The organism is Cellulomonas sp. JZ18 (assembly GCF_009720485.1).
In the GTDB taxonomy this organism is placed as follows: Bacteria; Actinomycetota; Actinomycetes; order Actinomycetales; family Cellulomonadaceae; genus Cellulomonas.
On sequence record NZ_CP045245.1, the window covers coordinates 2,192,454 to 2,217,128 of the forward strand.

Here is a 24,675-nt window from a genome sequence, read left to right on the forward strand (position 1 = left end):
GATCGATGACGACCTCGTCCCCACCCGCCGCACGCCGCGTCGTCTTCGTCGACGGCGTCCGCACCCCCTTCGGCCGCGCCCGCAAGGACGGCCTGTACGCGCACACCCGCGCCGACGACCTCGCGGTGAGGACCGTCCGCGAGCTGCTGCGCCGGCACCCGCAGCTGCCGCCCGAGCGCGTGGACGACGTCGCGCTCGCCGCGACCACGCAGCAGGGCGACCAGGGCCTCACGCTCGGCCGCACGGTCGCGATGCTGGCGGGCCTGCCGCCGACCGTCCCCGGGTTCGCGATCGACCGCATGTGCGCGGGTGCGATGACGGCCGTGACCACGACCGCGGCGGCCATCGGCTACGGCGCGCAGGACGTCACCATCGCCGGCGGCGTCGAGCACATGGGCCGCCACCCGATGGGCTTCGACGCCGACCCGAACCCCCGCTTCATGGCCGAGCGGCTCGTCGCCGCCGACGCCCTCAACATGGGCGTGACCGCCGAGAACCTGCACGACCGGTTCCCCGCGCTGACGCGCGAGCGCGCCGACGCGTACGGGGTCGCGAGCCAGGAGAAGTTCGCGAAGGCGCTCGCCGCCGGGCAGATCGAGCCCGACCTCGTCCCGGTCGCGCTGCGCGACCCCGAGCGCGGGTGGGGCCTGGCCACCGCCGACGAGCCGCCGCGCCCCGGCACCACGGTCGAGGCGATCGCGGGGCTGCCGACACCGTTCCGCCCCGGCGGGCGCGTCACGGCGGGCACGTCGGCCCCGCTCACCGACGGCGCCGCCTCGTGCCTGCTCGCGGCCGAGGACGTGGCCGAGGAGCTGGGCCTGCCGGTCCGCATGCGCATGGTCTCGTTCGCGTACGCCGGCGTGGAGCCCGAGGTGATGGGCCTGGGGCCGGTCCCCTCCACCGAGAAGGCGCTCGCCCGGGCGGGCCTGACGATCGACGACATCGGCCTCATCGAGATCAACGAGGCGTTCGCGGTGCAGGTGCTGTCGTTCCTCGACGCCTTCGGCATCGCCGACGACGACCCGCGCGTGAACCCGTACGGCGGCGCGATCGCCGTCGGGCACCCGCTCGCGTCGTCCGGCGTGCGGCTGATGACGCAGCTCGCGCGGCAGTTCGAGGAGCGCCCCGAGGTCCGGTACGGCCTGACGACGATGTGCGTCGGCCTCGGCCAGGGCGGCACGGTCGTCTGGGAGAACCCCCACTTCACGGAGGACGCGCGATGAGCACGAGCACCCCCCGCCCCGAGCGTGTCACGCACGCGCACGCCCGCGACGTCCGCCTGCCCGGCGGGCTCGGCACGCTGGTCCTCGTCACCGTCGACAACGGGCTGGACCACACGAAGCCGACGACGTTCGGCCCGCAGGGCATCGCCGAGCTCACGGCGACGCTCACGGCCGTGCGCGAGCGCGTGGCCGCCGGTGAGGTCGCCGCCGTCGCCGTCACGGGCAAGCCGTACTACCTCGCCGCCGGGGCGGACCTCACCCAGGTCGCGTCCGTGACGAGCCGCGAGCAGGCGCTCGAGCTCGGTCGCGGCGGGCACGCGGCGTACCGCCTGCTGAACGACATGGGCGTGCCGACGTTCGCGTTCGTCAACGGCGCGGCGCTGGGCGGCGGGCTCGAGCTCGCGCTGGCGTGCGACTACCGCACGGCCGCGGCCGACGTGCGGGCCCTCGCGCTGCCGGAGACGGGGCTGGGCCTCGTGCCCGGCTGGGGCGGCGCGTACCGCGTGCCGCGGCTCGTCGGCATCGAGAAGGCGCTCGAGGTCGTGCTGACCCGCCCGGCGGCCAACAAGCCGTACACCGCGGCGCAGGCGGCGCAGATCGGGCTCGTGGACGTCGTGCTCGACCCGGCCGACTTCCTCGAGGAGTCGGTGCGGTGGGCGGCTCGGGTCCTCGACGGCTCCGTCGTCGTCGAGCGGCGTCCCCTGGACGACGCGGCGACGTGGCAGGCGGTCGTGGCGGCGGCACGCGAGCGGCTCGACGCGACGGTCCACCGGTCGCGCCCGGCCCCGTACCGCGCGCTCGACCTGATGGCCGCCGCGCGCGACACCGACGTCGAGACGGCCTACGCGGCCGAGGACGAGGCGCTGGCCGACCTCATCATGAGCGACGAGATGCGCGCGAGCGTCTACGCGTTCGGTCTCGTGCAGGGCGGCAAGCGGCCCGAGGGCGCTCCGGACCCGTCGCTCGCGCAGCCCGTCACGCGCGTCGGCGTGGTCGGCGCGGGGCTCATGGCGTCGCAGATCGCGCTGCTGTTCGCGCAGCGCCTCGGCGTGCCCGTCGTGATGCGCGACCTCGACCAGGCGCGCGTCGACCACGGGTTGGCGGCCGTGCGCCAGCAGGTCGAGCGGCTCGTCTCGACCGGCCGGATGACCCCCGACGCGGGTGCGCGCATCACGGCCTCCGTCACCGGCTCCACGGACCTGTCCGTCTTCGCCGGCTGCGACCTCGTCATCGAGGCCGTCACCGAGGTGCTCGACCTCAAGAAGCGCGTGTTCGCGGAGCTCGAGCAGGTCGTCGGGCCGCAGACGGTCCTGGCGACGAACACCTCGGCGCTGTCGGTCACCCGCATGGCGGCGGACCTGCAGCACCCGGAGCGCGTCGTCGGCCTGCACTTCTTCAACCCCGTGGCCGCGATGCCGCTGGTCGAGGTCGTGCGCGCGGAGCGCACGTCCGACGCCGCCCTCGCGACGGGCTTCGCCGTGGCGCAGAAGCTGCGCAAGACGGCCGTGCTCGTGGCCGACCGGCCCGGGTTCGTCGTGAACCGGCTGCTCGTCCTGCTGCTCGGCAAGATCGTCGAGGCCGTGGAGAACGGCACGCCCGTCGAGGTCGCGGACCGCGCGCTCGACCCGCTGGGCCTGCCCATGCCGCCGTTCGAGCTGTTCGACCTCGTCGGCCCGGCCGTGGGTCTGCACGTGCTGACGTCGTTGCGGGAGGACCTCGGCGACCGGTTCCCGCGCTCCCCCGGGCTCGAGAAGCTCGTGGCGGAGGGCACGACGGTCGTCCGGCCGGCACCCGCCAAGGGGCTGCCGAAGCGCGTCGACCCCGCGGTCCAGGCTGTCTTCGACTCCGCGCGCGAGACGCCCGCAGCCGGCGCCGCCCTCGACGAGGCGGGCGTGCTCGACGCCGTCCTCACGGCCCTGACGGTGGAGATCGGGCACATGCTCGACGAGGGCGTCGTCGCCACGCCGCAGCAGGTCGACCTGTGCATGATCCTCGGCGCGGGCTGGGGCTTCCACCTCGGCGGTATCACGCCGTACCTCGACCGCACGGGGTACAGCGAGCGCGTCCTCGGGCGGCGCCTGCTGCCCGACGGCGTCGCGAACGTCCCGGGTCGCTGAGCGCGGTCCGCACCTCGACGGGTGCCCGCCGGCCGTGAGCCGGCGGGCACCCGTCCGGCGTCCGCCCCCTCGGCGTGCTCGCTTGCCCGGGGTGACGGCGCTGCGCCAGGGTGACGGCGTGCTCACCACGTTGCCACCCCTGACCTTCGCCGACGCCCTCGACCGCGCAGCGGTCACCGACTCCGCCCGCGTGGTCGCGGACCTCGTCGCGCGGCCGGAGGTCGTGGCGGCGTGGGGCACCGAGTCCTCGTGCGCGGGCATGAGCGTCGGCGCGCTCGCGTACCACCTCACGCTGCAGCCGCTGCGGACGGTCGAGGTGCTCACCGCACCCGCCCCCGCCGCGGGGCACGCGCCGGCCGTCACCCTGGACGAGCACTTCGCGCAGGCCGCGTGGATCCAGGAGGACCTCGACGGCCCCTCCAACGTCGCCGTGCGCACCCGCTCGCGCGACGCCGCGGCCGACGGACCCGAGGCGGTCCGGGCCGGCCTGGACGCCACGCGGGCACGGCTCGACGCGGCGCTGGCCGGCGCGGGGCCCGCCGTGCTCGTCCCGTGGACGGGCGCCGTGATGGCGACCGACGACTTCCTCGTCACGCGCCTGCTCGAGATGGTCGTGCACGCCGACGACCTCGCCTCGAGCGTCGGGCTCCCGACGCCGGACCTCCCGGCCGGCGCGGTCGTGCCGGTGCTGCGCACGCTCACCGACCTCGCGGTCCGCCGCCACGGGCAGGCGGCGCTGGTGCGCACGCTGACCCGTCCCCAGCGCGCACCGGAGACGGTCGCGGCGTTCTGAGGCCGGGCGGCGGCCGGTCAGAACGTCGTCAGCCCTCGCGCGCGGAAGACGTCGCGCACCGCCTCCGTCGCCGCGCGCGTCGGCGGCTCGACGTCGCCGAGCTCGTACCGCATGCCCAGCTCGACCCACTTGTCTCGGCCCATCTGGTGGAACGGCAGCACCTCGACGCGCTCCACGGCGGGTCCGAACGACACGACGTGGTCGGCCACGGCGGCGACGTTCTCCGGGGCGTCGGTGAGCCCCGGGACGAGCACGAACCGGATCCACATCCGCGTGCCGCGCACGCCGAGACGGCGGCCGAAGTCCAGGGTCGGCTGCAGCTCGCGGCCGGTCGCGCGGCGGTAGGTCTCGGGCAGGCCCGACTTCACGTCCAGCAGGACGAGGTCGACGTCGTCGAGCATCGCGTCGGTGGCGTGCGCGCCCAGGAAGCCGGAGGTGTCGATCGCCACCGGCACGCCCATCGCCGCGGCACCGCGGACGAGGCGGCGCACGAACGCGGGCTGCATGAGCGGCTCGCCGCCGCTGATCGTCAGGCCGCCGCGGGTCGCGCGGAACACACCGCGGTAGCGGGCGACCTTGGCCAGGACCTCGTCCGCCGCGACGTCGGTGCCACGGCGCATCTCCATCGTGTCGGGGTTGTGGCAGTAGAGGCACCGCAGCGGGCAGCCGGACAGGAACACGGTCAGGCGCGTGCCCGGACCGTCCACCGCCGTGACGAGCTCCCACGAGTGCACCGAGCCCAGCCGGCCCTCGCGGACCGCGGCCAGCCGCTCGGCCCGCTCCGCCTCGGTCGTCTCGAGGCCCGCCGTGCCGTTCCCGTGCGCGCGGGTGTGCGACCCGGCGACCAGCGGCGTGCCGAGCGCGACGACCGGGGCGCCGGTCTGCTCGGTGGTGGTCGTGGTCACGGGGACCTCCGGGGGTCGGCGGTGCGGGAGCGGTACGCGGGCCCCGGCCCGGTGCCAGCGGACCGGGCCGGGGCCGCGGGGCGGGTCAGACCCCGCCGTGGAAGGTCCGCGACAGCACGTCGAGCTGCTGCTCGCGCGTGAGGCGGACGAAGTTCACGGCGTAGCCGGACACGCGGATCGTCAGCTGCGGGTAGTTCTCCGGGTGCTCCATGGCGTCCAGGAGCGTCTCGCGGTTCAGCACGTTGACGTTCATGTGGTAGCCGGAGGAGAGCACGTACGCGTCGAGCAGGCCCACGAGGTTCGTCACCTGCTCGTCCTTCGTCCGGCCCAGCCCGGACGGCACGATCGACGACGTCAGGGAGATCCCGTCCTGCGCCTCCGAGTACGGCAGCTTCGCGACCGACAGCGCCGAGGCGAGCATGCCGTGGGTGTCGCGCCCGTTCATCGGGTTCGCGCCCGGCGCGAACGGCTCGCCGGCCTTGCGCCCGTCCGGCGTGGAGCCGGTCGCCTTGCCGTACACGACGTTCGACGTGATCGTCAGCACCGACTGCGTGTGCAGCGCGTTCCGGTACGTCGGCAGCGCGCGGATCTTCTCCATGAAGCGCCGGACGACCCACACCGCGATGTCGTCGGCGCGGTCGTCGTCGTTGCCGTAGGTCGGGAAGTCGCCCTCGACGGCGTACTCCGTCACCAGCCCGTCGGCCGTGCGCAGCGCGCGGACCTTCGCGTGCTTGATCGCCGACAGCGCGTCGGCGACGACCGAGAGACCGGCGATGCCGCACGCGAGGGTCCGCAGGACCGTCCGGTCGTGCAGCGCCATCTCGATGCGCTCGTACGCGTACTTGTCGTGCATGTAGTGCACGCAGTTGAGCGCGTCGACGTACGTCTCGGCGAGCCAGTCCATGGTGCGGTCGAACTTCGCCAGCACGTCGTCGTAGTCGAGCACCTCCCCCTCGACCGGGGCGGCGACCGGCGCGACCTGCTTGCCGGTGACCTCGTCACGGCCGCCGTTGATCGCGTACAGCAGCGCCTTCGCCAGGTTCACGCGGGCGCCGAAGAACTGCATCTGCTTGCCCACGCGCATCGGGGAGACGCAGCACGCGATCGCGGCGTCGTCGCCCCACGAGGCGCGGATGAGCTCGTCGGACTCGTACTGCACCGCCGAGGTGTCGATGGACACCTGCGCGCAGAACCGCTTGAAGCCCTCGGGCAGCCGCTCGCTCCAGAACACCGTCATGTTCGGCTCGGGCGCCGGGCCCAGGTTGTACAGGGTCTGCAGGTAGCGGAAGGACGTCCTGGTGACGAGCGGGCGCCCGTCCTCGCCGATGCCACCGATCGACTCGGTGACCCACGTCGGGTCGCCCGAGAACAGCTGGTCGTACTCCGGCGTGCGCAGGAAGCGCACGATCCGCAGCTTGATGACGAAGTCGTCGACGAGCTCCTGCGCCTGCTCCTCGGTGATGAGGCCGGCGTCGAGGTCGCGCTGCAGGTACACGTCGAGGAACGTCGACGTGCGCCCCAGGGACATCGCGGCGCCGTTCTGCTCCTTCACCGCCGCCAGGTACGCGAAGTACAGCCACTGCACGGCCTCGCGGGCGGTCGTCGCCGGCGCGGAGACGTCGTAGCCGTAGGACGCGGCCATCTGCTTGAGCTCGCCGAGCGCGCGGATCTGCTCCGCGAGCTCCTCGCGGTCCCGGATGACGTCCTCGACCGAGCGCTCCATGTCGAGCGACGCCTTCTCGAGCTTCTTCGCCGCGATGAGCGCGTCGACCCCGTACAGCGCGACCCGGCGGTAGTCGCCGATGATGCGGCCGCGACCGTAGGCGTCGGGCAGGCCCGTGATGATGTGCGAGCTGCGGGCGGCGCGCACGTTCGGCGGGTAGACGTCGAAGACCCCGTCGTTGTGGGTCTTGCGGTACTTCGTGAAGATGTCGACGATCTCCTGCGGCGCCTCGTAGCCGTAGGTCTGCAGGGACGTCTGCACCATGCGCCAGCCGCCGTTCGGCATGATCGCGCGCTTGAGCGGCGCGTCGGTCTGCAGGCCGACGACGAGCTCGTTCGCCTCGTCGATGTAGCCCGGCGCGTGGGACGTGATCGTCGACGGCGTCGTCGGGTCGACGTCGTGGACGCCCTTCTCGCGCTCGGCGGGGAACATCGCGCTGAGCTTGTCCCAGATCCCCGTCGTGCGGGCGGTCGGGCCGGCGAGGAAGCTCGCGTCGCCCGTGTAGGGCGTGTAGTTGCGCTGGATGAAGTCGCGGACGTCGACCGTGTCGGTCCACGGCCCGGTCACGAAGCCGTGCCACGCCGCCGGTACGGCGGTCTCGCTGACGGGCTCCACGGTGAGGGACATCTGACGCTCCTGAGGTCGTCCGGGGTCGATACCTCGACGCTAGGAGCGCAGTGATGGGATGTCTCAGGACCTCCGTCCCGCCGGTCCCCGGAGGGTCCGCGGGCACGGCGTGACGTGCCGCACAGCTGCGCGCGACGGCCGGCGGGCGTGCGCCGGCCGTCCGCTCAGCCCCGCGCCTCCAGCGCCGCGAGCACGTCCGCGGCGACGTCGTGCGGCCGCAGGCGCAGCGCGTCCACGAGCTCGTCGCGCAGGGCGTGGTCGAGGAACGCGGCGGGGATGCCGACGGCCTGGACGGGCGTCACGAGGTTCGCCTCGCGCACGCGCTGCCCGACCAGCGAGCCGACGCCGCCGTCGACGAGACCGTCCTCCAGCGTGACCACGTGGTCGTGCTCGCCCGCGAGCTTGACGAGCGCCTCGGGCACGGGCAGCACCCAGCGCGGGTCGACGACCGTGACGTCCAGCCCGTGCCCGGCGAGGATGTCGGCGGTCGCGAGCGCGGTCGTCGCCATCGGCCCGACGCCGACGACGAGGACGCGCCGCCCCTCGCCCGCGTGGCGCGCCAGCACGTCGACCCCGTCGACCTCGTCGACCGCCGGGACGGTGTCCCCCATCGCGCCCTTCGGGTACCGCACCACCGTGGGCGCGTCGTCGACGTCGACCGCGGTGCGCAGCGCCGCCCGCAGCGTCGGCTCGTCCCGGGGGGCCGCGAGCCGCAGGCCGGGCACGACCGAGAGCATCGCCATGTCCCACATGCCGTTGTGGCTCGCGCCGTCGTCGCCGGTGATCCCGGCCCGGTCGAGCACGAACGTCACGCCCGCGCGGTGCAGCGCGACGTCCATGAGGACCTGGTCGAACGCGCGGTTCAGGAACGTCGCGTACACGGCCACGACCGGGTGCAGGCCGGCGAACGCCATGCCCGCCGCGGACGTCGCCGCGTGCTGCTCCGCGATGCCGACGTCGAAGACCCGGTCCGGGAACTCGTCGGCGAACGGCGCGAGCCCGACCGGCTGCAGCATCGCCGCCGTGATCGCCACGACGTCCGGCCGGCGCCGGCCGATCCGCACGATCTCGTCGGCGAACACGCTGGTCCAGCCGAACCGCGACGGGGCGAGCGGCAGCCCCGTCTCGGGGTGGATCTGCCCGACCGCGTGGAACCGGTCGGCGACGTCCTGCTCCGCGGGCGTGTACCCGCGCCCCTTCTCCGTGATGACGTGCACGATCACCGGGCCGCCGAACGCACGGGCGCGGCGCAGCGCCGTCTCCACCGCCGCCTCGTCGTGCCCGTCGACCGGGCCGATGTACTTCAGCCCGAGGTCCTCGAACATGCCCTGCGGCGCGACGACGTCCTTGATGCCCTTCTTCAGCCCGTGCAGGGCCTCGTACGCGAGGCGTCCCGGCGGGCCCGAGCGGCGCAGCGTCGACTTGCCCCAGGACAGCACCGACTCGTACCCGCGGGTCGTGCGCAGCGCGTCGAGGTGCTGCGCGAGCCCGCCGATGGTCGGCGCGTACGAGCGCCCGTTGTCGTTGACGACGACGACGAGCCGCCGGTCCGCGTCCGCCGCGATGTTGTTCAGGGCCTCCCAGGCCATGCCGCCCGTGAGCGCGCCGTCGCCGATGACGGCGACCGTGTGGCGGTCGACCTCGCCGCGCAGCTGGCGCGCCTTCGCGATCCCGTCGGCCCAGGACAGGGCCGTCGAGGCGTGGGAGTTCTCCACGACGTCGTGCTCCGACTCGGCCCGGCTCGGGTAGCCCGAGAGGCCGCCGCGGCGGCGCAGGCGCGAGAAGTCCCGCCGCCCGGTCAGCAGCTTGTGCACGTACGCCTGGTGGCCCGTGTCGAAGACGAGGGTGTCCCGCGGCGACTCGAAGACGCGGTGCAGAGCGATCGTCAGCTCGACGACGCCCAGGTTGGGACCGAGGTGCCCGCCCGTCCGCGAGACCTGGGCGACCAGGAAGTCGCGGATCTCGGCGGCGAGCCGGTCCAGGTCCTGCGCCGGCAGCGCGCGCACGTCCTGCGGCGACGTGATGCGGTCCAGCAGTCCCACGAGGTCTCCTCCCGGTGCGGCGACCCTGCCGCGGGGGCGACGGGACGTCCTCAGTGACGGACCAGTCTAGGCGGCGCGGACGAGGTGGACGTGCGGGCGCCGCCCGCGCTCAGGGCCGGCTCAGCCGGTGCCCGCGATCCCCGGTCGCGGCGGCACCGGGGACCGACGACGTCGCCGCCGACGGCGCACGAGGGCCACGAACGCCCACACGAGCAGCCCGAGCACGACGACCACCAGCACCGGCACGAACACCGCCACGAGGCTCAGCCCGACCGACGTGACGTCCTCGACCACCGACGCCACCGGTCCCCCGGTGCCGCCGGTCGTCGCGTTGACCACCGGCCGCACCGCGGCCTTGCCGCCGTGCACGAGCAGGGCCACGAGCACCCCGCCGACGATCGGGACCCACGGGTGCTCGCTCATCCACGTCGAGCCCTCGAGGTCCTCGGCGGCCGTCGTGGCCGCCGCGACGACACCGCCGGTCGCGGGGCGGATCACCGTCTGCACGGCGTCGTTGAGCGTGTCGACCAGGGGCACCTTGTCCAGCACGACGTCGGTCAGCAGCAGCACGGCGCCGACGCCGATGGCCCACCAGCTCTCCATCCACGTCAGCGCGGACGGGAGCACGACGACGTCCGTCAGGCGGGCCAGCAGCGCCACGACGAGGAACGGCACGTAGGCGTTGAGGCCCGCGGCGGCCGACAGGCCGATCCCGGTGAGCGCCACGAGCATGCGGCGACCCTACCGGCCGCGCCCGCCGCGGGCCCGGACCTCGTCAGGCGGTCAGCAGCCCGCCGCAGGCCCCCTGCTCGGCGACGTCCCCGTCGCGCACGTCCCACCGGTCGTCGCCGAGCGGCAGGCCGCGCACCTCGACCGGCCCCCACGCGGCGGGCAGCGCGGGGTCCGCGGTGCGCCGTCCGTGCGGCACGCACGGGTCCAGGCGCAGCAGCGCGGTCAGCAGGCCGAGCGGGCTCGCGGCGGCCCAGGCCTGCGGCGAGCACGACGTCGGGTACGGCACCGGGACCGGGACGTCACCGCGGTCGAACCCGCAGAACAGCTCCGGCAGCCGTCCCCCGAACGCGGCGGCCGCGTCGAGCAGGCCCTCGGCGAGCCGGTGCGCGTGGTCCGTCAGGCCGGCGCGCACGAGACCCGCGAGGACGAGCGCGTTGTCGTGCGGCCACACCGACCCGTTGTGGTAGCTCACCGGGTTGTACCGCCCCGCCGTGGTCGCCAGCGTGCGCACGCCCCAGCCGGTGAACAGGGCCGGGCCGAGCAGGTGCTCCGCGACCTGGGCCGCCCGGTCGCCCGTGGCCAGCCCGGTCCACAGGCAGTGCCCCTGGTTGGAGGCGAGCGCGTCGACCCGCTCCTTGCGACCGTCGAGCGCGAGCGCGTAGTACCCGCGGTCCGGCAGCCAGAACGCCTCGTCCACCGCGTCCCGCAGCCGCTCGGCCTTCCGCTCCCAGGCGCGGGCACCCGACTCGTCGCCGAGCACCGACGCCAGGTGCGCCCGCGCCCGGTAGGCGCCGTGCACGTAGGCCTGCACCTCGACCAGCGCGACCGGACCCGTCGCCGGCCGGCCGTCGGCGAACGAGATCGCGTCGTGCGAGTCCTTCCAGCCCTGGTGCAGCAGGCCGCGGTCGGTCGAGCGCTGGTACTCCACGAAGCCGTCGCCGTCGCGGTCCCCGTACCGCTCGACCCACTCCAGCGCGGCGTCGGCGGCCGGCAGCAGCGCGCGGACGTCCTCGAGCGGCACGCCCCAGCGGGCCGCCAGGTCGAGCACGACGACGAACAGCGGCGTCGCGTCCACCGAGCCGTAGTAGACCGCGCTGCCGCCGAGCGCGCGCTGCTCGTCCCCGCGGCGCACCTCGTGCAGGATGCGCCCCGGCTCCTCCTCGCTCAGCGGGTCGAGGCGCCGGCCCTGGTGGGCGGCGAGCGTCTGCAGGGTGCCGACGGCGAGGTCGGGGTCGAACGGCAGCGCGAGCGCGCTCGTGAGCAGGGAGTCGCGCCCGAACAGCGCCATGAACCACGGCGCACCGGCCGCGACGACGTCGGCCCCGGGCAGGACGGGGTCGGAGATCCGCAGCGCGCCGAGGTCGAGCAGCGACCGGCGCACCGCCTCGCGCAGGCGCGGGTCGGCGCAGCGCACCTCCGGCCGCGCGCGCCGCCAGTCCCGCATGCGGCGCGAGGGGGTCGACTGCTCGACGGGACGGTCGATGGGGAACGAGGCGTCGACCTCGCCCTCGTCCGTGGAGGGCAGGACCTCGACGGTCGTCCGCCACGTGCCGTGCGGCGGGACGACGACGCGCCACCACAGCGCGCCCGGGTGCGCCTGGGCGCCGTGGCCGTGCACCCGCACGCCGCGGCGGCGCGAGCCGTGCCCCGCCTCGAGCGTCACGGCGTCCCCGTCGTGCCGGCGCCGCACCGCCCCGCGCCGCCCCGGCCGGCCGTCCTTGACGTCGAACAGGTCGGCGAAGTCGGCGTCGACGAGCAGCTGGACCGTCAGACCGGCCGGCTCCGTGCCGTGGTTCGTGACGAGCAGGTCCTCGCGCATCCCGTCCGCGACGAGCCGGCGCCGCTCGACGACGAGCGTGCCGTCGTCCTGGCCCGGACGCGCCGCCGCGCGGGTGAGGAAGCGCGCACCGAACGGCTCCCCGGGGACCACCGCGAGCGCCTGGACCGGCTCGTCGTCGACGAGCAGGCGCCACGACGAGACGATGCGCGTGTCCCGGTAGAACACCCCCTGCGGACGGTCCGGCTCGATGTCGCCGGCCCGGTCGCTCACGCAGAACGACGCCCCCTCGACGAGCGTGACCTCGTCGCGGGCGGGCACGGCCGCGTGCTGGTCGACGGCCGCGGTCGTCGCGGCCACGGGGACGACGCTCACGCGCCCACCTCCTGACCGAGGCCCGCGCGCGCCGCGGCGGCGCGCGCGGTGCGGTGGGGACGGGCGGCGGAGCGACCGCGGTGGCGCCGCGCGGTGCCCGTGCGGCCGTCGTCCGCCCGCGCGACCGCGGCGCGGTAGACGGCCTCGTAGCCCGCCGCCATGACCGGCAGGTCGAAGTGCTCGAAGGCGCGGCGTCGGCACGCGGCCGGGTCGAGGTCGTCGGCGGACAGCACGGCGGCGGGCAGGTGGGCCGGGTCGTCGAGCAGCACCCCGGTCTCGCCGTGCGTGACGACCTCCGGGACGGCGCCCCGGCGCAGCGCGACGACGGGCGTCCCGCACGCCATCGCCTCGATCATCACCATGCCGAAGGGCTCCTCCCAGCAGACGGGGAAGACCAGCGCGCGCGCACCGGCCAGCAGCTCGCGCTTGAGCGCGGCGTCCGCCTCCCCGACGTACTCGACGCCGGGTCCGAGGCGGGGCGCGATCCGGTCGTCGAAGAACGCCCGCTCCCCCGGCTCGTTCCGCTTGCCCGCGAGGACGATGCGACGGCCGGCCGCGCGCGCGGCGTCGATCGCCAGGTCCGGGCCCTTGTCCGGGTTGAACCGGCCCAGCCACAGCACGTAGTCGTCCTTGTCCTCCCGGTAGGGGAAGGACGCGACGTCGACCGCGTTGTGCACGCGGCCCACCCAGTGCAGGTCCGGGTTCAGGCGGCGCTGGGCGTCGGAGATCGCGACGAGGTCGACCGTCCGGCCGAGCCGGCGGTGGTAGTCCCCCTGCTCGCCGGTCACGGGGCCGTGCATCGTCACGACGGTCGGCACGGCGCGGCCGCGCGCGAGCAGCGGGCCCGCCAGGGTGTGGTCGTGGACGAGGTCGACGTCGAGGCCGTCGAGCGCCTCCGCCGCGGCGGCGGCGTGGATGACCTCGGGTGCGGGGGTGCCGAGCCGGTCCGACGGCGGCTCGGGGAAGACCTGGACGAAGCGCTGCGCGGCGGTGCGGTGCCGGCCGGCGCCGACGAGCGTGACGTCGTGCCCGCGGGCGACGAGCTGGTCGACGAGGTCGGCGACCACCGACTCGATGCCGCCGTAGCCGGCGGGCGGCAGCTCGAACCACGGCGGTGCGACCATCGCGACGCGCAGCGGTGCGGACGTGGGGACCTGCGGCGCGCTCGGCGCCGACGCGAGCTCCACGACAGTCATGGGGTGTCGTCCTCCTACGACGTGTCCGAGGGGCAGCTGACCACCTGCCCGGTCCTGGGGGCGCCGTGGGCGCCCGCACTTCTCTTAGCACTCTCGGGGCGCGAGTGCCAGCACGTCCCCCGTGGTCGCGACGGCGAGCAGGTAGCATGAGTCGGAAAGGGGATCCTCATGCGCTTCCTCCCGGGCCACACGCCCACCTCGGACCTCACCTACGGCGACGTTTTCCTCGTCCCGTCCCGCTCGGAGGTCACCTCCCGCTTCGACGTCGACCTCACGTCCGTCGACGGCACCGGGACGACGATCCCGCTCGTCGTCGCCAACATGACCGCCGTGGCCGGCCGCCGCATGGCCGAGACGATCGCCCGCCGGGGCGGCATCGCGGTCCTGCCGCAGGACACGCCCACCGACGTCGTCGCGACCGTCGTGGCGAGCGTCAAGGAGCGGCACCCGGTCGTCGAGACCGCGACCGTCGTCGACCCGCACGACACCGTCCACACGGCGCTCTCCCTCATCGCCAAGCGCGCGCACGGCGCGGCGGTCGTGGTGGACGCGGAGCGGCGCCCGGTCGGCGTCGTCACCGAGGCGGACTGCCGCGGCGTCGACCTGTTCACGCAGGTCGACCAGGTCATGACGCCGGACCCCACGACGATCGAGCTCTCGGTCGTCGAGGAGCACGGCACGCGCGGGCTCGAGGAGGCGTTCGAGCGGCTCCACCACGAGCGGCGCCGCTTCTCCCCCGTCGTGCGCGACGGCCGCCTCGTCGGCGTGCTCACGCGCGTCGGCGCGCTGCGCTCGTCCATCTACACCCCGGCGCTCGACGCCGAGGGGCGGCTGCGCATCGCCGCGGCGGTCGGCATCAACGGCGACGTCAAGGCCAAGGCGGCGGAGCTGCTCGAGGCCGGCATCGACACCCTCGTCGTCGACACGGCGCACGGCCACCAGCGCAAGATGCTCGACGCGCTGGCCGCGGTCCGCTCGGTCGACCCGCACGTGCCGGTGGTCGCCGGCAACGTCGTCACCGCGGCGGGCGTGCGCGACCTCGTCGAGGCCGGCGCCGACATCGTGAAGGTCGGCGTGGGTCCGGGCGCGATGTGCACGACGCGCATGATGACGGCGGTCGGCCGTCCGCAGTTCTCCGCGGTGCTCGAGTGCGCGGCGGAGGCGCGTCGGCTCGGCCGGCACGTCTGGGCCGACGGCGGCGTCCGGCACCCCCGCGACGTCGCGCTCGCGCTCGCCGCCGGTGCGTCCCAGGTGATGATCGGCTCCTGGTTCGCCGGGACGCACGAGTCCCCGGGCGACATGCACACCGACGGCCAGGGCCGCCTCTACAAGGAGAGCTTCGGCATGGCGTCCGCGCGGGCCGTCGCCGCGCGCACGCGCGGCGGGTCGGCGTTCGAGCGCGCCCGCAAGGCGCTGTACGAGGAGGGCATCTCGTCCTCGCGCATGTACCTCGACCCGCGCCGCCCCGGCGTGGAGGACCTCGTCGACCACATCACGGCGGGCGTGCGCTCGGCCGCGACGTACGTCGGCGCGACCACCCTCGAGGAGCTGCACGAGCGCGCCGTGGTGGGCATCCAGTCCGCCGCCGGCTACGACGAGGGTCGGCCGCTGCCGGACGGCTGGTGACGGGGCCGGGCGCCGCACCGCGTCCCGTCCTCGTGCTGACGCACGCGCCGCACGAGGGACCCGGGCTGATCGGCCGCGCGCTGGCCGCGACGCCGTGCACGGTCCGCACGGTGCTGCACCAGGCGGAGCCACGGCTGCCGGCGGTGCAGGACCTGGCGGGGCTCGTCGTCATGGGCGGGGCGATGGACGCGGACGACGTCGCCGGCCACCCGGGCCTGGCCGCGGAGCGGGCGCTGCTGCGTGCGGCGGTCGACGCCGACGTGCCGGTGCTCGGGGTGTGCCTCGGCGCGCAGCTGCTGGCCCTCGCGCTCGGGGCGGCCCTGCACCGGCGCACCGCGCGCGAGGTCGGGTTCGCACCGGTCGACGTCGTCGCGGACGACCCCGTGGTCGGGGCGCTCGGCGCGGTGGGCTCGTCCCCGACGGTGCTGCACTGGCACTCGGACGAGGTCGACCTGCCGCCGGGCGCGACGCTGCTCGCGTCGTCGGCCGTGACCGAGGTGCAGGCGTTCCGCGCGGGCAGCGCGGTCGGGCTGCAGTTCCACCCCGAGCTGGACGCCACGATGCTGGACCTCTGGCTGGCGACGCCCGACATGACGGCCGATCTCGACGAGGACGAGGTGGAGGCGATCCGGACCGGCGGCGAACGGCACCTGCCCGGTCTGGTCCCCGCCGCGGAGAAGGCGTTCGGCGCGTTCGCCGACCGGGTGCGGGCGCGCGCGTGACCGCGACCGGCCGCGACAGCACCGGTCCCGCCGCCGGGTCGTCGGGGCCGCGGGACGAGCTGCTCCGGATGGTCCGGACGGGCGTGCGGTGGCCCGGCGACCCGACCGGTCTGCGCATGGACCCCGCGCGCGTCCGGCGCGCCGCGGTGCTGGTGCTGTTCGGCGTCCTCGACTCCGTCCCCGCGCACGAGCACGGCCACGGGCACGTGCCGGACGACCTGGACGTGCTGCTGCAGCGCCGCGCGGCCACGCTCGGGCACCACCCCGGCCAGGTCGCGTTCCCCGGGGGCGGCATCGACCCGGGCGACGACGGCCCCACGGGCGCGGCCCTGCGGGAGGCGGTCGAGGAGACGGGCCTGGACCCGGACGGCGTCGACGTGCTCGGCGAGCTGGCGGAGATCCCGCTGCCCGTCAGCAGCAACGTCGTCACCCCGGTCGTGGCCTGGTGGACGCGACCGTCCCGCGTCGCCGCGGTGGACCACCGCGAGGCGGTCGACGTGTTCCGCGCACCCGTCGCGGACCTGCTCGACCCCGCGCGGCGCGCCGTCGTGGTCCACCCCGTCCCCCGCGGCCGCAGCCGGACGCCCGCGTTCGAGCTCGACGGCGGCGTGCTCGTGTGGGGGTTCACCGCCATCGTGCTCTCGGGGATCTTCGACGCGCTCGGCTGGACCCGGCCGTGGGACGACCGCCGTACCGTGACCCCGTGACCCCGCCGCCGACCCACCCGATGATCGAGCACGACGTCGACGCCGCCCTCGCGCGGGCGCTGCTGACGGAGCAGCACCCGGACCTCGCCGACCTGCCGCTGCACGGCCGCACGAACGGGTGGGACAACATCACCTGGCGCCTCGGCGCCGACCTGGCGCTGCGGTTCCCGGTCCGCGCGATGTCGTCGGCGCTCGTGGAGCGGGAGCAGACGTGGCTGCCGGTGCTGGCCCCGCACCTGCCCGTACCCGTGCCCACTCCGGTGCGTGCGGGGCACCCCGGCCCCCGCTACCCGTGGGCGTGGAGCGTCGTGCCGTGGCTGCCGGGCGAGGTCGTCGCCGCCACCGAGGTCGCGGCGCGGACCGCCTGGGCCACCGAGCTCGCGGACGCCCTCGCGGCGCTGCACGTCCCGGCACCGCCCGGTGCGCCGCCGAACCCCTACCGCGGCGTGCCGCTCGCCGAGCGCGACGCGGTCGTCGCCGACCGGCTCGGGAGCGACCTGCCGCACGGCACCGCCCTGCGCAGCGCGTGGACCGCGGGCCTCGCCGCACCGGCCTGGCGGGGCGCCGCCGTGTGGCTGCACGGCGACCCGCACCCCGGCAACCTCGTCAGCCGGGACGGCCACCTGGCCGGGCTGATCGACTTCGGCGACCTCACCGCGGGCGACCCCGCGTCCGACCTCGCGACGGCGTGGCTCACGTTCGACGCCGACGGGCGCGCGGCGTTCCGTGCGCGCACCACCGCCCTGCGCGGGTGGGACGACGCGACGTGGGTCCGTGCCCGCGCCTGGGCCGCGGCCCTGGTCCCCGTCCTGCTCGCCCACCCCGAGGAGTACCCGCTCATGGCCGCGGTCGGCCGGCACGCGGCGGTGCAGATCGCCTCGGACGGGCGCTGACAGGCGAGCCGGACGCGCGGTGGGCCTCAGCCCCAGACGTGCGCGACGACGCGCGCGTACGACCGGCGGACCATGGCCGCGAGCACGGCGAGGTCGACGGCGTCGAGCCGCTTGAGGTACAGGCACGACACGCTCGTCGTGTGCGGCCCGAGCCGGGCGAGGTCGTCCTCGAGGCCGTCGAGGCCGAGCGGGAAGTAGACGGTCGAGCTGGCCGTGCGGGGCGAGAAGCCGGCGGCCGCGGCGTCGCCCTCGCGTCCCGACGCGTACCGGTAGTGGTACCGGCCGAACCCCACGATCGAGCCGCCCCACATGCGGGCGGGCTGCCCCGTCGCACGCTCGTGCAGGGCGAGGAGCCTGCGCGCCTCCTCGCGGCGGCGGACGTCCTGCACCGAGGCGAGGAACGCCGCGACGTCGCCGTCGTCCTCGACCGTCCTGGGGGTGGCGTCGGCCATCACCCGATCATGGCACGGCCCGCCGGCGCCCGGGGGTCCGGGTGCCGGCGGGCCGTCCGCCGTGTGCTCGTCAGCCGACGAGCGAGCGCAGCACGTACTGCAGGATGCCGCCGTTGCGGTAGTAGTCCGCCTCGCCGGGGGTGTCGATGCGCACGACCGCGTCGAACTCGACGACCGAGCCGTCGGCCTTCGTCGCGGTGACCTTCACCGTGCGCGGCGTCGTGCCCTCGTTGAGCGCGGTGACGCCGGCGATGTCGAACGTCTCCGTGCCGTCCAGGCCGAGCGAGTCGGCCGTCTCGCCCTCGGGGAACTGCAGGGGCAGGACGCCCATCCCGATGAGGTTGGAGCGGTGGATGCGCTCGAACGACTCCGTGATGACGGCGCGCACGCCGAGCAGGCGCGTGCCCTTGGCCGCCCAGTCGCGGGACGAGCCGGAGCCGTACTCCTTGCCGCCGAGGACGACGAGCGGCACGCCCGCCTCCTGGTAGGCGACCGACGCGTCGTAGATCGTCGTCTGCTCGCCCGTGAGGTGGTTGACCGTGAAGCCGCCCTCGACGCCCGGCACCAGCTGGTTGCGCAGGCGGATGTTCGCGAACGTGCCGCGGATCATGACCTCGTGGTTCCCGCGGCGCGAGCCGTAGGAGTTGAAGTCGCGACGCTCGACGCCGTGCTCCGCGAGGTACTTCCCGGCCGGGGAGTCGGCCTTGATGGAGCCCGCGGGGCTGATGTGGTCGGTCGTCACCGAGTCGCCGAGCTTGGCGAGCACGCGCGCGCCGGTGATGTCCGTGACGGGCTCCGGCTGGGCGCCCATGCCCTCGAAGTACGGGGGCTTGCGGACGTAGGTCGACTCCGCGTCCCAGGCGAACGTGTCGCCCTCGGGCGTCGGCAGCGAGCGCCACCGCTCGTCGCCCGCGAACACGTCGGCGTAGTCCGACTCGAACATCTGGCGGTCGATCGACGCGTCGATCGTCGCCTGCACCTGCTCCGGGGAGGGCCAGATGTCCTCGAGGAACACCGGCTCGCCGGCCTCGGTGTGGCCGAGGGGCTCGTTCGCGAAGTCGAAGTCCATCGTCCCGGCCAGCGCGTACGCGATGACGAGCGGGGGCGACGCGAGGTAGTTCATCTTCACGTCGGGGTTGATGCGCCCCTCGAAGTTGCGGTTGCCCGAGAGCACCGAGACGACCGAGAGGTCGTGCTCGTTCACCGCGGCGGAGATCTCGTCCGACAGCGGGCCCGAGTTGCCGATGCACGTCGCGCAGCCGTAGCCCACCAGGTGGAAGCCGAGCTTCTCGAGGGCCGGCCACAGGCCCGCCTTCTCGTAGTAGTTCGTCACGACCTGCGAGCCCGGCGCCATCGACGTCTTGACCCACGGCTTGGCCGTGAGGCCCTTCTCGACGGCGTTCCGGGCGAGCAGCGCGGCCGCGAGCATGACCGACGGGTTCGACGTGTTGGTGCAGCTCGTGATCGACGCGATGACCACGTGGCCGTGGTCGAGCTCGGTCTGCGTGCCGTCCGCGAGCGTGACGGGGACGCGCTTGTGCGGACGACGCGCGGCGTCGCCGCCCTCGACGCGCGCCGGCTTGTCCGAGCCGTCCGCGTGCTCGCCCGCGGCGATCGGGTCGGACGCGGGGAAGGTCTCGACGACCGACTCGTCCAGGCCCGTGAAGGAGGCGGCCTCGTGCGGGTCGACGTAGTCGAGGATCGACGTCGCGAACGACTCCTTCGCCGCCGACAGCTCGATGCGGTCCTGCGGACGCTTCGGGCCGGCGATCGACGGGACGACCGTCGACAGGTCGAGCTCGAGGTACTCGGAGAACACGGGCTCGACGTAGCCGGCCGCGCTCGGGTCGTGCCAGAGGCCCTGCTCCTTGGCGTACGCCTCGACGAGCGCGAGCTGCTGCTCGGACCGGCCGGTCAGGCGCAGGTAGTCCATGGTCACGCCGTCGATCGGGAAGATCGCCGCCGTGGAGCCGAACTCGGGGCTCATGTTGCCGATGGTGGCCCGGTTGGCGAGCGGCACGGACGCGACGCCCTCGCCGTAGAACTCGACGAACTTCCCGACCACGCCGTGCTGACGCAGCATCTGGGTGATGGTCAGGACGACGTCCGTGGCCGTCACGCCGGCCGGGATCGAGCCCGTGAGCTTGAAGCCGACGACGCGCGGGATGAGCATCGACACCGGCTGGCCGAGCATGGCCGCCTCGGCCTCGATGCCGCCGACGCCCCAGCCGAGCACGCCGAGGCCGTTGACCATCGTCGTGTGCGAGTCGGTGCCGACGCACGTGTCGGGGTACGCGCGGCCGTCGCGGACCATGACGCCACGGGCGAGGTACTCGATGTTGACCTGGTGCACGATGCCGGTGCCCGGCGGGACGACCTTGAAGTCGTCGAACGCGGTCTGGCCCCAGCGCAGGAACTGGTAGCGCTCACGGTTGCGCTCGTACTCGAGCTCGACGTTGCGCTCGAACGCGTCGCGGCGGCCAGCCACGTCGATCTGCACCGAGTGGTCGATGACGAGCTCGGCCGGGGCGAGCGGGTTGATGCGGGACGGGTCGCCGCCGAGGTCCGCGACCGCCTCGCGCATCGTCGCGAGGTCGACGACGCACGGCACGCCCGTGAAGTCCTGCATGATCACGCGCGCCGGCGTGAACTGGATCTCGGTGTCGGGCTGCGCCTGCGGGTCCCACCCGGCGAGCGCGCGGACGTGGTCCGCGGTGATGTTCGCGCCGTCCTCCGTGCGCAGGAGGTTCTCGGCGAGGATCTTCAGGCTGTACGGCAGCCGCTCCACACCGGGGACCGCGGAGAGTCGGAAGATCTCGTACGAGTCGTCACCGACCTCGAGCGTTCCCTTCGATCCGAAGCTGTCGACGCTGCTCACGTGGGCTCCTTCGCTGGCGAGTGGCCGGGCGACGTCTGGGGGGCCCGGCGGGGGCGGCCGCGGCCCAGCCTAGGACCGGCGCGCGCGACCTCGTGACGCGCGGTCGCTGCCACCGGCAGCGGCGCCCGTCGTAGATATCTTGATGTCGAGATACACCCTACCCGCTCAGCGGGGGCCGGTGCACGCACGACGCGCCCGGCACGGGACGAGGGGCGGCCCGGCCCGCGGGCCACCCCTCCGGTGGTCGCGCACCGGCGCGACGCCCCTCAGCGCGTCTGCGCACCGCGGGCGGCGCGCGCCGCCTCGGCGGCCTTGCGCTCGGCCTCGACCGCGCGCTCGTGCGCCCGGTGGTCGTAGTCGGGCGTGCCCTGCTTGTCCAGCTCGCGCCTCGCGATGCGGCTGGCCTCGGCGAGCCGGCGCTGGGCGTCCTGCGACTCGGTCACGATCCCACCTCCCGTCGTGCGCGGCCCGACCCGTCCGCGGGCCGTCAGGCCCACGGTAGGCGTGCCGCCGCACCGGCGCGCGGCGTCCGCTCAGCGGCGGAGGACCGCGACCGTCTCGAGGTGGTGCGTGTGCGGGAACAGGTCGAACCCCGTGATCTCCAGGCCGGTCCAGCCGTGCTCCCCGAGCAGCGCGACGTCCCGCGCGAGCGCCGCCGGGTCGCAGGCCACGTAGACGACGCGCTCGGGGCGCAGCGCGGCCAGGGCGTCCACGACGCGGCGTCCGGCGCCCGTCCGCGGCGGGTCGAGGACGACGACGTCGGCGTGCGCGGCGACGGGCGGTCCGCCCCGGCCGCGCAGCGCGTCGGCGACGTCGCCCGCGTGCAGCTCGACCTGCGGCCGGTCGTGCGCGTTGCGGCGCGCGTCCCGCACCGCCCGCGCGTCCCCCTCGACGCTGACGACGCGGCCGTCCGCTCCGACCGCGTCCGCGAGCGGGAGCGAGAACAGCCCGGCCCCCGCGTACAGGTCGAGCACGGTCGCGCCCGCGACGTCGCCCACGCCGCGCAGCACCTCCCGCACCAGGACCGCCGGGGCCTCGCGGTGCACCTGCCAGAAGCCGGCGCCCGCCACGCGGTACTCGTGGCGGCGCCCGTCCACCTCCACGCTCTCGCGCACCGCCGTCCGCGCGTTCGGCCGCGGGTCCGGCCGTCCGCGCCCCCGGTCGAACGGCGTGCCGTCGACGAGCACGAGCGGGGGCGATCCGTCGGCGGGCGCCACCGCCTCGACGCGCGACCCCGCGGGCCACCGGCGCTCGAAGAGGCCGAGCGCGGCGACCTCGGGCGTGGCGAGCGGCATCGCGTCGAGCGGGACGACGTCGTGCGAGCGGTGCCGGTGCATGCCCGCCCGGCCGGCGCGGTCCGCGACGAGGTCGATGCGGGTGCGCCACCCGAGGCCGCCGCGCTCGTCGTCGCCCGGGGCGGCGAGCACCGGCGGCGCCAGGTCGAGCCGCGCGAGCCGGCGCAGCTGCTCGGCCAGCACGGCCTCCTTCCAGGCGCGCTGGGCCGGCAGCGCCACGTGGCCCAGCTCGCCTCCGCCGACGCCGCCCGGCCCCGCGGCGGGCCAGACGTGCGGGACGCGGTCGGGCGAGGCGTCGAGCACCTCGACCGCGTCCGCCCGCCAGAACTTCGCCGTCTCCCCCGCGTCGGTCAGCCGGGCGCGCACCCGCTCGCCCGGCAGCGTGTGCCGCACGAACACGACGCGTCCCTCGTGGCGGGCCACGCAGTGGCCGCCGTGGGCGACCGGCCCGACCTCCAGCTCGACGACGTCGCCGAGCGCCTCCGTGCTCTCAGATGACACGCTTCACCGGTCCTCGCACGGTCTCCTCCAGGCCCGTCTGGCCCTCGCTGGACGCCAGCTGCCACGGCACCGACGCGACGACGACGCCCGGGGTGAACAGCAGGCGGCTCTTGAGCCGCAGCGCGCTCTGGTTGTGCAGGAGCTGCTCCCACCAGTGCCCCACGACGTACTCCGGGATGTAGACGACCACGAGGTCGCGGGGGCTGTCGCGGCGGATCGAGCGCACGTACGTCAGCACGGGCCGCGTGATCTCGCGGAACGGCGAGTCGAGCACCTTGAGCGGCACGGGCAGGTCCGCCGCCTCCCACTGCGCACGCAGGGCGGCGACGTCCTCGGGGTCGACACCGACCGTCACGGCCTCGAGCACCTGCGGCCGCGACGCGCGGGCGTACGCCAGCGCCCGCATCGTCGGCCGGTGCAGGTGCGAGACCAGGACGACCGCGTGCACGCGGCTGGGCAGCGCGCGGGCCGCCTCCGCGTCGTCACCCAGCGCGAGCTCCGCGCGCACGTGCTGGTAGTGCCGGTGCACGCCCTGCATCGCGACGAACACCACCAGCATCGCGAGGATCGCGATCCACGCGCCGAGCAGGAACTTGGTGGCCAGGACGATGACGAGCACGGTCCCCGTCATGCCGAGACCGACGGTGTTGATGGCGCGCGAGCGGACCATCCGGGCGCGGGCCCGCGGCTCGACCTCGGTGCGCAGCGCACGCGTCCAGTGCCGCACCATGCCGAGCTGCGACAGCGTGAACGACACGAACACGCCCACGATGTACAGCTGGATCAGGCGCGTGACCTGCGCGTCGAAGGCCCAGATGAGCACGGCGGCGGCCGTGGCCAGCGTCACGATGCCGTTGGAGAACGCGAGCCGGTCCCCGCGTGTGTGCAGCTGACGCGGCAGGTACCCGTCGCGCGCGAGGATCGAGCCGAGCACGGGGAAGCCGTTGAACGCCGTGTTCGCCGCGAGGACCAGGATGAGCCCGGTGACGACCGCGACGAGCACGAACAGCACGTCGGCGCCGTCGAACACCGAGTGGGCGAGCTGGCTGATCACGGGGTCCTGGACGTAGTCCTCGCCCACGGGCACCCCGTCGCGCAGCAGCTGCTCCGCCGGCGACTCGGCGAACCGCACGCCCGTCGCCTGCGCGAGCAGCAGGATCGACATGATCATCGCGATCGAGATCGAGCCGAGCAGCAGGAGCGTCGTCGCGGCGTTGCGCGACTTCGGCTTGCGGAACGCGGGCACGCCGTTGCTGATCGCCTCGACGCCCGTCAGGGCCGCGCAGCCCGACGCGAACGCGCGCAGCACGAGGAACCCGCCGGCCAGGCCCATGAGCCCCTGGTCGAACCCGGCCTCGGCGGTCAGCTCGAGGCCCGCGCTCTCCGCCGGGGGCAGCGTGCCGGTGAAGTAGCGGAACGCCCCGACGACGGCGAGGGAGCCCATGGCGAACATGAACAGGTAGACGGGGACCGCGAACGCCGAGCCCGACTCCTTCACACCGCGCAGGTTCACGAGCGTGAGCACCACGACGAGCGCGACCGCGAACGCCGTCTCGTGCCCACGCAGCGCCGGGATGGCCGTGGCCGCGTACTGGGCGCCCGAGGAGATCGACACCGCGACCGTGAGCACGTAGTCCACGAGCAGCGCGCTCGCGACCGTCACGCCGGCCTTCGGCCCGAGGTTCACCGACGCGACCTCGTAGTCCCCGCCGCCCGACGGGTACGCGTGCACGTTCTGCCGGTACGAGGCGACCACCGTCACCATGACGAGCACGACGCCGAGGCCGACCCACGGCGAGATCGTCAGCGCGGCGAGCCCGGCGATCGAGAGGGTCAGGAGGATCTCGTCCGGTGCGTACGCGACGGACGACAGCGCGTCGGAGGCGAACACGGGCAGCGCGATGCGCTTGGGCAGGAGCGTGTGGCCGAGCCGGTCGCTGCGGACCGGGCGGCCGAGCAGCAGCCGCTTCGCGGCGTCAGCGAGGTCCGACACGGTCAGCGATCGTATGCCCCGCCGGGGTTCCGTACACGACCCGCGCCCCGAGGGGGTGCGCGGGGGCGGGCGGGTATACCGTGACCGGCTGTGCACTT

At 74.9% G+C, this 24,675-nt stretch carries 18 protein-coding genes; 7 read left to right on the forward strand and 11 right to left on the reverse strand.

All coding sequences use genetic code 11. The annotated features are described in order from the left end of the window. The first annotated feature begins 5 nt into the window (after nt 1-5). The 3 genes from GC089_RS09960 (at nt 6) to GC089_RS09970 (ending at nt 4,133) form a co-directional block, all read left to right on the forward strand. Nucleotides 6-1,223: a thiolase family protein gene (locus GC089_RS09960; protein ID WP_155377556.1), complete on the forward strand. Its 1,218-nt coding sequence runs from the start codon at nt 6-8 to the stop codon at nt 1,221-1,223. Next, complete coding sequence (locus tag GC089_RS09965) at nt 1,220-3,340, forward strand: 3-hydroxyacyl-CoA dehydrogenase NAD-binding domain-containing protein (RefSeq protein WP_155377557.1); 2,121 nt, start codon at nt 1,220-1,222, stop codon at nt 3,338-3,340. Before GC089_RS09960 ends, GC089_RS09965 begins: the two co-directional genes overlap by 4 nt. Nucleotides 3,341-3,458: 118 nt before the next feature. Then, nucleotides 3,459-4,133, forward strand: a complete 675-nt coding sequence (locus GC089_RS09970) for a maleylpyruvate isomerase N-terminal domain-containing protein (protein ID WP_155377558.1) — start codon at nt 3,459-3,461, stop codon at nt 4,131-4,133. A gap of 17 nt (nt 4,134-4,150) precedes the next feature. Here the strand turns inward: GC089_RS09970 and pflA are convergent, their stop codons facing one another. The 6 genes from pflA to GC089_RS10000 all read right to left on the reverse strand — a co-directional run bounded on the left by pflA (nt 4,151) and on the right by GC089_RS10000 (nt 13,510). After that, on the reverse strand, nt 4,151-5,038 hold the full coding sequence (gene pflA, locus GC089_RS09975) for a pyruvate formate-lyase-activating protein (RefSeq protein WP_155377559.1): 888 nt from the start codon (nt 5,036-5,038) through the stop codon (nt 4,151-4,153). 85 nt (nt 5,039-5,123) lie between these two features. Next, a complete protein-coding gene (gene pflB, locus GC089_RS09980) occupies nt 5,124-7,388 on the reverse strand; it encodes a formate C-acetyltransferase (protein WP_155377560.1) in 2,265 nt (754 codons plus the stop codon). A 164-nt stretch (nt 7,389-7,552) separates the two neighbouring features. Further along, nucleotides 7,553-9,430 (reverse strand): 1-deoxy-D-xylulose-5-phosphate synthase, encoded by a 1,878-nt coding sequence (gene dxs / locus GC089_RS09985; RefSeq protein ID WP_155377561.1) that lies wholly within the window; start codon nt 9,428-9,430, stop codon nt 7,553-7,555. A 120-nt stretch (nt 9,431-9,550) separates the two neighbouring features. Beyond that, on the reverse strand, nt 9,551-10,162 hold the full coding sequence (locus GC089_RS09990) for a DUF4126 domain-containing protein (RefSeq protein WP_155377562.1): 612 nt from the start codon (nt 10,160-10,162) through the stop codon (nt 9,551-9,553). Between the two features lie 43 nt (nt 10,163-10,205). Continuing rightward, a complete protein-coding gene (locus tag GC089_RS09995; protein WP_155377563.1) occupies nt 10,206-12,314 on the reverse strand; it encodes a glycogen debranching N-terminal domain-containing protein in 2,109 nt (702 codons plus the stop codon). Further along, nucleotides 12,311-13,510, reverse strand: coding sequence for a glycosyltransferase family 4 protein (locus tag GC089_RS10000; protein WP_230684723.1), 1,200 nt, complete (start codon nt 13,508-13,510; stop codon nt 12,311-12,313). The genes GC089_RS09995 and GC089_RS10000 overlap by 4 nt, the downstream gene beginning before the upstream one ends. 168 nt (nt 13,511-13,678) lie before the next feature. On the opposite strand from GC089_RS10000, the gene GC089_RS10005 reads away from it, so the two are divergent. The 4 genes from GC089_RS10005 (at nt 13,679) to GC089_RS10020 (ending at nt 17,458) form a co-directional block, all read left to right on the forward strand. Further along, complete coding sequence (locus GC089_RS10005) at nt 13,679-15,136, forward strand: GuaB1 family IMP dehydrogenase-related protein (protein WP_155377564.1); 1,458 nt, start codon at nt 13,679-13,681, stop codon at nt 15,134-15,136. After that, complete coding sequence (locus GC089_RS10010) at nt 15,133-15,858, forward strand: type 1 glutamine amidotransferase (RefSeq protein WP_155377565.1); 726 nt, start codon at nt 15,133-15,135, stop codon at nt 15,856-15,858. The genes GC089_RS10005 and GC089_RS10010 overlap by 4 nt, the downstream gene beginning before the upstream one ends. Before the next feature lie 68 nt (nt 15,859-15,926). Then, on the forward strand, nt 15,927-16,565 hold the full coding sequence (locus GC089_RS10015) for a CoA pyrophosphatase (protein WP_155379105.1): 639 nt from the start codon (nt 15,927-15,929) through the stop codon (nt 16,563-16,565). Beyond that, entirely contained in the window at nt 16,562-17,458 is an 897-nt protein-coding gene (locus tag GC089_RS10020; protein ID WP_230684724.1) for an aminoglycoside phosphotransferase family protein, read from the forward strand. Before GC089_RS10015 ends, GC089_RS10020 begins: the two co-directional genes overlap by 4 nt. Nucleotides 17,459-17,484: 26 nt before the next feature. On the opposite strand, the gene GC089_RS10025 is transcribed toward GC089_RS10020, so the two are convergent. The 5 genes from GC089_RS10025 to GC089_RS10045 form a co-directional block, all read right to left on the reverse strand. Next, entirely contained in the window at nt 17,485-17,910 is a 426-nt protein-coding gene (locus GC089_RS10025; protein ID WP_155377566.1) for a DUF1801 domain-containing protein, read from the reverse strand. Between the two features lie 70 nt (nt 17,911-17,980). Next, nucleotides 17,981-20,788, reverse strand: a complete 2,808-nt coding sequence (locus GC089_RS10030) for an aconitate hydratase (protein WP_155377567.1) — start codon at nt 20,786-20,788, stop codon at nt 17,981-17,983. 266 nt (nt 20,789-21,054) lie between these two features. Continuing rightward, nucleotides 21,055-21,231, reverse strand: a complete 177-nt coding sequence (locus GC089_RS10035; protein ID WP_155377568.1) for a translation initiation factor 2 — start codon at nt 21,229-21,231, stop codon at nt 21,055-21,057. 90 nt (nt 21,232-21,321) lie between these two features. Beyond that, entirely contained in the window at nt 21,322-22,584 is a 1,263-nt protein-coding gene (locus GC089_RS10040) for a class I SAM-dependent RNA methyltransferase (RefSeq protein WP_155377569.1), read from the reverse strand. Next, the gene (locus GC089_RS10045; protein WP_155377570.1) at nt 22,574-24,577 is read right to left on the reverse strand and encodes an APC family permease; all 2,004 of its coding nucleotides are present in this window, start codon (nt 24,575-24,577) and stop codon (nt 22,574-22,576) included. The genes GC089_RS10040 and GC089_RS10045 overlap by 11 nt, the downstream gene beginning before the upstream one ends. Nucleotides 24,578-24,675 lie beyond the last annotated feature (98 nt).